The organism is bacterium, assembly GCA_028821235.1.
Lineage (GTDB): Bacteria > Actinomycetota > Acidimicrobiia > Spongiisociales > Spongiisociaceae > Spongiisocius.
The window spans coordinates 1-7,022 of the sequence record JAPPGV010000097.1 but is presented as its reverse complement, the minus strand read 5'-3'; the positions used below and the strand labels follow the sequence as shown (position 1 = coordinate 7,022).

The 7,022-nt window shown below is 61.5% G+C and carries 3 protein-coding genes and 2 pseudogenes; 1 reads left to right on the top strand and 4 read right to left on the bottom strand.

The genetic code is table 11. The features are described from left to right. Positions 1-1,167: 1,167 nt before the first annotated feature. The 4 genes and pseudogenes from OXK16_11065 to OXK16_11050 all read right to left on the bottom strand — a co-directional run bounded on the left by OXK16_11065 (position 1,168) and on the right by OXK16_11050 (position 2,554). Positions 1,168-1,335, bottom strand: a pseudogene (locus tag OXK16_11065) (IS110 family transposase). Positions 1,336-1,533: 198 nt separating this feature from the next. Then, positions 1,534-1,944, bottom strand: coding sequence for a PIN domain-containing protein (locus tag OXK16_11060; GenBank protein MDE0376487.1), 411 nt, complete (start codon positions 1,942-1,944; stop codon positions 1,534-1,536). After that, positions 1,941-2,171: a ribbon-helix-helix protein, CopG family gene (locus OXK16_11055; GenBank protein MDE0376486.1), complete on the bottom strand. Its 231-nt coding sequence runs from the start codon at positions 2,169-2,171 to the stop codon at positions 1,941-1,943. The genes OXK16_11060 and OXK16_11055 overlap by 4 nt, the downstream gene beginning before the upstream one ends. Positions 2,172-2,423: 252 nt before the next feature. Further along, positions 2,424-2,554 (bottom strand): annotated as a pseudogene (locus OXK16_11050) (IS5/IS1182 family transposase). 411 nt (positions 2,555-2,965) lie between these two features. Here OXK16_11050 and OXK16_11045 point away from each other — a divergent pair. After that, positions 2,966-6,754: an ATP-binding protein gene (locus tag OXK16_11045; GenBank protein MDE0376485.1), complete on the top strand. Its 3,789-nt coding sequence runs from the start codon at positions 2,966-2,968 to the stop codon at positions 6,752-6,754. The last annotated feature ends 268 nt before the right edge of the window (positions 6,755-7,022 follow it).

Sequence of the window (7,022 nt, the reverse complement as noted above, 5' to 3'; positions counted from 1 at the left end):
GCGTCGATCGCGGCAAGCATGCGGAAGGTTTCGGCATTCTGCCGTGCCCGGGCCTGATCGCTGCTGTTGCTCATCTACCACCCCCCTGATAGCCGGCTTACCAGCCCCCTAATATGGGGTTCGGCATTTTAATGAAAACTTGGCTCACCCTTTCAACGTTGGTTAACAGCCCCGGTCGGGGACATGTGTCCCCCACCCATCGGGACATACGTCCCCCTCCCCGATCACCCCCCGGGTTCTGTCCATCCACCCGATCCCCCCATCTCCTCCCCGGCCAGCATCCACACAGCCCCTCTTCGCTGTCCTCCCCTACTCGCACTCCTGCGTCGTCCTTCTCGGGGGGATTGCCGAAGAAACCCCTGGTGTCGGTGCCCTTGGGCGCTGCCGTAGCCAGACTCTCCACCGCTCGGTGGCGGACCCACCTCGGCCAGGCTGGTTGGCGGGACGTCCGCGGTGTGGCCCCGAGCCTTGGTGGGATGGGTGTTCCCCTGGGTGGTGTGTGGCCCGGACTGCTGCCCGCGCACGACGATCGGGGCCGTAAACTCGCCGGCTCGCCGCTGAGCCCCGCTGGCGCTAGCAAGAGCTCCTGTCCCATGGAGTTTCCAGCAACCCCCCAGATCAGAGGGATGCGCGACCGGAAGCGCGACCGCTGGGGGGTGGAAGCGCGACCGGTCGCGCATGAGCGCGATCCCTGGGGGGTGGATCCGCGACCGGGCTGCGGGTCACCTTGGGTATGTTCGATGACAACACGGCCCAGTGCCGATCCCATCGGATGAGAGACGACACGGCGGGCTGGGATGGGACTTGCGGCGGTGAGCAGAGGGGAGGGGCGGATGGGGAACCAGACCCACACCCGGCCAGCTGGGTGTCAGCTATCGGCGGGGGCGATGCCGCCTCCGGGGAGTGGGCGGGTTGGTGAGACTGCCCGAAGCCATCGAGATCGCCGGGGGTGGAGTGAGCCAGGACCTGGTGTCGGGAGCGGGACGGGTCGTTCTCTCCACCGATCCGTGTCGGCGGTGAACACACCCGAGCGGTAGGCTGGCCGAATCAGGGCAGCTACGACGGGGGCGTTCGGGGCGAGCCGGGGTCGGTGGCTGGCCGGTCAAGGCGGGGGTGTCCCTGTCTTGTTGCCAACCCGTGTGGGGGTAGTTTCTCGGCTTCGCGGGGTTGGTAAGGGGTTTGGGTCTTGAGCATGGCCAGGATGATGTTGCAGCGGCGGCGAGCGACGCAGAGGACGGCGGCGTTGTGTTCTTTGCCTTGGGCGCGTTTGCGTAGGTAGTAGGCAACGAACGCTGCGATGAACATGGCGTTCTTGAGACGGTGGTCGCCGCCTTGGAGTTGCCCCCGCTTTTTCGGATACTTATGGCTTCGGCAACGAGACCACCACGATCACCACCCGCCTTGCCACTCGAGCCCAGCCCTGACCCCCGATACCGGAGGTCCGTGCGGGTATTGCCATCATTTTGGAGCTAGGAAGCAGGCTCGGCGCCCGCTAATCTCGTCGAGCGCGGTGCCCTCAAAGACCTGCGTGGTTCAGGGTCGGACTTCGATGAATCCGGCCGCGGCGAAGTCGTTGTCGAAGGCTAGGGCTTCGCGCAGCCGGCGGGCTCGCATCACTTCGAAGCTGGTGGCGTCCACGAAGGAGTAGGGCCGTTCGTCGTGACGGCGCAGCCATCGCCACGCCTTCGACTCCTCTTCGGCGGTGACGACGTGCACAGCCAGCTTGTCGGCTAATCCGAAGTTCTCTATCTCGTCGAGGTACCCGACCGCGGTGCGGTACCCGTCCCGGTAGCGAAGGAACGTCCAAGTCTCGCCAACCACCAGGTTCGTGGTGAGAAGCCGCTCTCGGTCGCCCACGCACGCAGCCAGGTCGAGCGCGTCACCGTGGCGGGCGTCTTGGGGCAACGCCCAAGCCACCCACCAACTCGTGTCGACAAACTTCACAAGCCGTAGACGACTTCGTCGATCTCGCCGGGCTTGACGCTGATCCCCTTGCTGCCGAAACCCGCTCGCTCCAACCACATGTCCTTGACCGGCTCAGGCTTTCGGGCCGGCAGGACAGCGGCCAGCCCCCGCCGGATCAACTCCGACTTGGAGATCCCCAGCCGCCTCGCCTCCGCGGCCGCCTCGGCGTCAAGCTCCTCGGGCATCGTGATCGTAACGGCCTTCATGACCTCAACTATACATATCCGAAGCGACAAGAACTACATAGAAGACGGAGCGAAACAGTGAGGCGGGAGGACGGGCACGGGCAGACGGGCGGCTCCTTCGTTGCTGGGGATGGAAGAGGTGAATGTCGCTGGCACATCTGATTGGTCACAGAGGTTCCCTTCCCGGCCCGCAGCACCAGGCCGCGGACCTCAAATCACGACCGATACATTGCATTCCCCACAGAGTTCCCCCGGCTAGACAGGGGAACTCCAACGCCACTTGGTGCCGTGCTCGGCGACGTTGAGGATGGCGTTGAGGACCTCTAGGTTAGAGAGTTTCACGTTCCTCGCTGTTTAGGAAACCAGTCCTCGATGAGTTCGTATTGTTCAGGTGTTAGTTCCATAGGTTAATGACACCACACCAACACCACACCAATAGAGCGAACCAGGCCCTTTTGTATGTTTGTCTGTGTAGTACGTATCATACCCGCCTAACGTGTATGAATATGGCTGGCAGTTGCGTGAGGCACGTGAGGCATCTTCGTTTACGCAGGCGGATGTAGCGAAGGGTCTGGGGGTGAGCCAACAAACGGTGAGCCGCTGGGAGTCAGGTGAGTCGCGTCCCAGGGGGGACGCACCGGGCCAAACTGGCGGAACTGTTTGGAGTTACGGATCCTGATGAGTTCCCGAGGGGGGCTGGCGGCTGGCCTGTGGATCGGTCTGGGTTGACCCGGCCGGTGCGGCCGTTAGCTACCCGTCTACCCCTATGGGGGCTGAGTTGGGAGGACTTCGAAGGGTTTTGTCGGGAACTTGTCATGCTCCGCTATCCGGACGCGATAGTCCGCGGGTATGGGGGACCCGGTCAGGTCCAGGACGGAATCGACCTCGTAGCGGAGATGCCCGACGGCACGGTGGTGGCATACCAGTGCAAAAGAGTCAAACACTTCGGTCCGCAGAAGCTGCGAAGTGCTGTGGCCTCGACTGAGTTCGAGGCCGATCGGTTCGTCCTGTTGTTGTCGCGGTCGGCCAGCGCGGAGTTGAGGAAGGAGGCTCTCGGGCATCCCAACTGGGATATTCAGGATGTTGAGGATATCTCGGCGACTATACGGCATGACCTGTCGTCACACGCCGCTACACGATTGGTGGATACCTACTTCCCAGGTTGGGCGAAAGACTTCTTGGGTATCGGCCGCCCGGGCGTCTGGATGACAGCGGATGAGTTCTTCCGGCCGCTAATGCGGCCCACCGCTGTGATCAGTCAGGGGTGGACGCTCGTTGGAAGATCGAAGGAACTGGCCGCTGTAGATCGATTCAGGGCTTCTGACCAACAGACCCTTGTGTTGACCGGTCGCGGCGGTATCGGCAAGACGCGGCTGCTGTTCGAGATTTCCACCCGTGTCGCCGATGACACCCCGGTGTTCTTCTTGGCGCCTGATACGAAGTTCCGGCCCGAGGATATGGAGCTTCTTCCCGCCGGGAGATTCGTAGCGGTCGTCGACGACGCTCACAATCGCGATGACGTCGTCGCTCTGCTGTCTGCGCTGAGTCGCCATCCGTCTCAGGGTTGGAAACTGGTCCTTGCTACCCGCCCGTACAGCAAAGACAAGCTGGTTGGTGATCTCGGGGTCCATGGGCTTCTCCGGTTGGACGAGGAGGGCGTGATCCACCTTAAGGACCTAGAGATCGACGACACCGAGGCACTCGCTTCCGAAGTTCTCAGCCAGCAGGACCCTTCGGGTGACGGAGCGCGCCTTGTTGCCAGGGCAACTCGTGACTGTCCGCTGTTCACTGTGATCGCAGCAAAGCTCGTCGCTGCCAAACGCGTAGACCCACGAGACCTCGCAAGTGACGAGACAGCCCGCGCTCTTCTCATTCGCCAGTTCAAGGACGAATTGATCCGAGAGTTGGGCGAACCCCATGACCGGTCTGCTCTGATGCAGTTGTTGGAACTGGTTGCATTAGTCCAGCCGATCACTGCCGAGGACGAGGAGTTCCGAGACATCGCCGAGAGTCTCTTGGCCCAGCGTACGGACCGGGTTCTGCGAGGTCTACGGACACTGGAGGAGGCCGGTGTTCTGGCACGTCGGGGAGCCAAGCTGCGCGTCATCCCCGACCTGTTTGGTGACTTCTTAGTGGCGGATGCTTGCGTTGACCCCACGACAGGGTCTCCCACCGGCTACGCGGAAGCCGTGTTCGAGAAGGCCTACGGTGCATTAGCCCAGAACGTGATCATCAGTGTGGCACGGCTCGACTGGCGAGTGTCCCGGGAGCGGCAGTGGGGCTCGACGGTGCTCGACCGTATCTGGGATTCGCTCACCCGGGATCTTGTGGCATCCAGCGCGCTCCGGCGGGAAGTCACATTATCGAGCCTGTCCGAGGTGTCCTACTACCAGCCGCGACGATCTCTCGACCTCGTCAAGAAGCTGCTCCGGACCCCACCGCGGCCCGAGGATCCCAACCTCGGTATTCCCAAAGCATTACTAGCAGATGTTGGGCACAGACTCGCCGGCATCACGAAGTTTCTACGGAACGCTGGTTACAGCCTCAAACACGTCGGTGAAGTCTGCGACCTCCTCTGGGCCATCGGACGAGACCATGAAGGATGGCTCCCAGCAGACCCCGACCACGCTATCCGCATCCTCCAGAAGCTAGCTTCAATCGAGTCCCACAAACCAATGGAGTACCTGTCGGTCGTTGCAGACCGGGCAATCGCTTGGACAACCGATCCTGATCTAGGCACCTATCGGCACTCCCCACTCGATGTTCTCGAACCGCTCGTAGCGACCGACAGCAGTGATACCGAGACCAGGGGGTTGACAGTACGTATTCGGCCGTTCGTGATCAACCCAGACGCCGTACGTGCTCTGAGAGATCGATCAATCGAAACTGCTATCTCGCTACTCATCCATTCACATCTGCGAGTTGGCGTCCGAGCCGCCCGGTTCCTTCACGCGGCACTTCGAACTCCGACCAGACAGTTCAGTAGAGAACCCACCAGCAACGAACTGTCGTCCTGGGCGGTGGAGTTCTGTCGGGCATTAGACCGGCTAGGCGACTTCCTGCGTCATAACACAATTGACCCGATCATCGGAGAGGAGATACACCGGGCGGTTCGTTGGCACGCACGATCCGACGAGGAGACAAGAGACCCCGCACAAACTGTCCTTTCCCTCTTGGAGGCCAGAGGACTCTCAGCACGGCTGACTCGGGTTCTCGCTAACGGGTGGGCCGACGAGCATCGTGATCTGGACCAGTTGGACCTCGACTACGAAGAGTTCATGTCGAAGAGGCGGGAAATCCAACGTTGGGTCGCAAGGGACCTGAAACGTGAGGTGGCCGATCAGGTTGCTGCTGTGGACATGATCGAAGAGCGTATCGGTGCTCTGATGTCAGCGGAGAGTGGCTTCCCGTCATCACCAAAACCGTTTTTGCGGGTTCTATGCCAGGAGTGGAAAGGAGTGTCCGGAGAGATCCTTGCCCGAGTGATTAAACCATTGAGTCCATTGCGACCGTACACAGGGATCGCCCTATCAGCCCTTCTCACCTGCCGGCCTCGCGACGCCCTCGAGATGGCCCGACAGCTAATCGACACCGGGATTCCCGAACTCGCCGAGCAAGCCGCCGACGCTCTAACGGGACATGCCCGATCCGTCGCGCCCACGGCCGAGGAGCTAGCAATGATCACGGAACTCTCCGCGCACGACGACGCGACCGTACGTGTGACTATCGCCCGAGGCCTCCGATTCGCATCCGGCATGGACCCAACCAGCCGCCTTGGCTTGCTAACGAGAATCCCCATCAATGGTGACCTATCGGTCGCGGAGGCAGTGGTAGATCACTTCGGAAGGCGAGGGGACTTCCACATCGAAGAGGCACCGCCATCGTTCATCACTCGGATACTCTACGGGCTAGTTGCCTGCGCGAACCTCGACGACTACACCGTCAGCGAGTTCCTTGCCGAGATATCCGCACGCAACCCCCACGGAGTGCTCGACCTTTACACAGCCAGGGTAGACCGCTACCAAACCGTAGACCCATACGACCCCCTACCACATCACTTCCGAGGCGAGCCCCCACTGCGCTTCCGCGAGTCGGGGAACATCAGAGGTGTCATCAACCGAGTCTGCGACTGGACCCTGGAGGCCCTTGACGACCGGCACCGGTACTTCTGGGCTCCCGATCTATTCGCCCTAGTCGTAGGACGTGTCGACTGGCAGGTTCTTGACCTGTTAGACAACTGGGCCGGAGCCGGCGACGCTCGGAAGCTTCAAGTCGTTGCCGACCTCCTGCGTCACCTACCGGGCGACTTCGTATGGGAATTCGTGAACTGGGTCAACAATCTACTCGAGAGAGCCCATGCCCTCGGTGACGACTGCTACAACACCGTGTCCGCAGGACTTCATGCATCCGTCACATCAGGGGTACGGAGCGGCGAAGCCGGAAAGCCTTTCCCGGCCGACATCGAGCAACGAGACCGCTCGCTAAGCACCACCGCAACCCTGACAGTCGGCAGTCCCGCGCATCGCTTCTACAAAGCTCTGGTCAAGTCAGCCGAGGCGTCGATCCGATTGACCCAGGAGCAACACCAAGAGAGGTGGGCCTAGCCGGTGAGGCTCTCGCAGCAAGAACCAGAATACGAAAGGCGGCAACCCGCTCACGCACACGTGCTGGGTGGTCCGTCTGATTGAATACGCCCCTGGAACCGACTCAGAAATCCGGACTACGGAAAGTAGCCCATCCAAGGGCAGGCGTAAGCCGGGGATCGGCATCAAGAGCATGGGGCGTTCGGCGTGACAGTGGAGTCCATTCTTGTGGTGTATGGAGTTGCCCCGCTTTCGTGGACAGTTCGCGATTTGTTATCCACAGGGTGGT

Bases quoted from the DNA above. Each gene is read 5' to 3' on its own strand.
- OXK16_11055 (MDE0376486.1), bottom strand. From the start codon at position 2,171: ATGAAGGCCGTTACGATCACGATGCCCGAGGAGCTTGACGCCGAGGCG.
- OXK16_11045 (MDE0376485.1), top strand. From the start codon at position 2,966: ATGCTCCGCTATCCGGACGCGATAGTCCGCGGGTATGGGGGACCCGGT.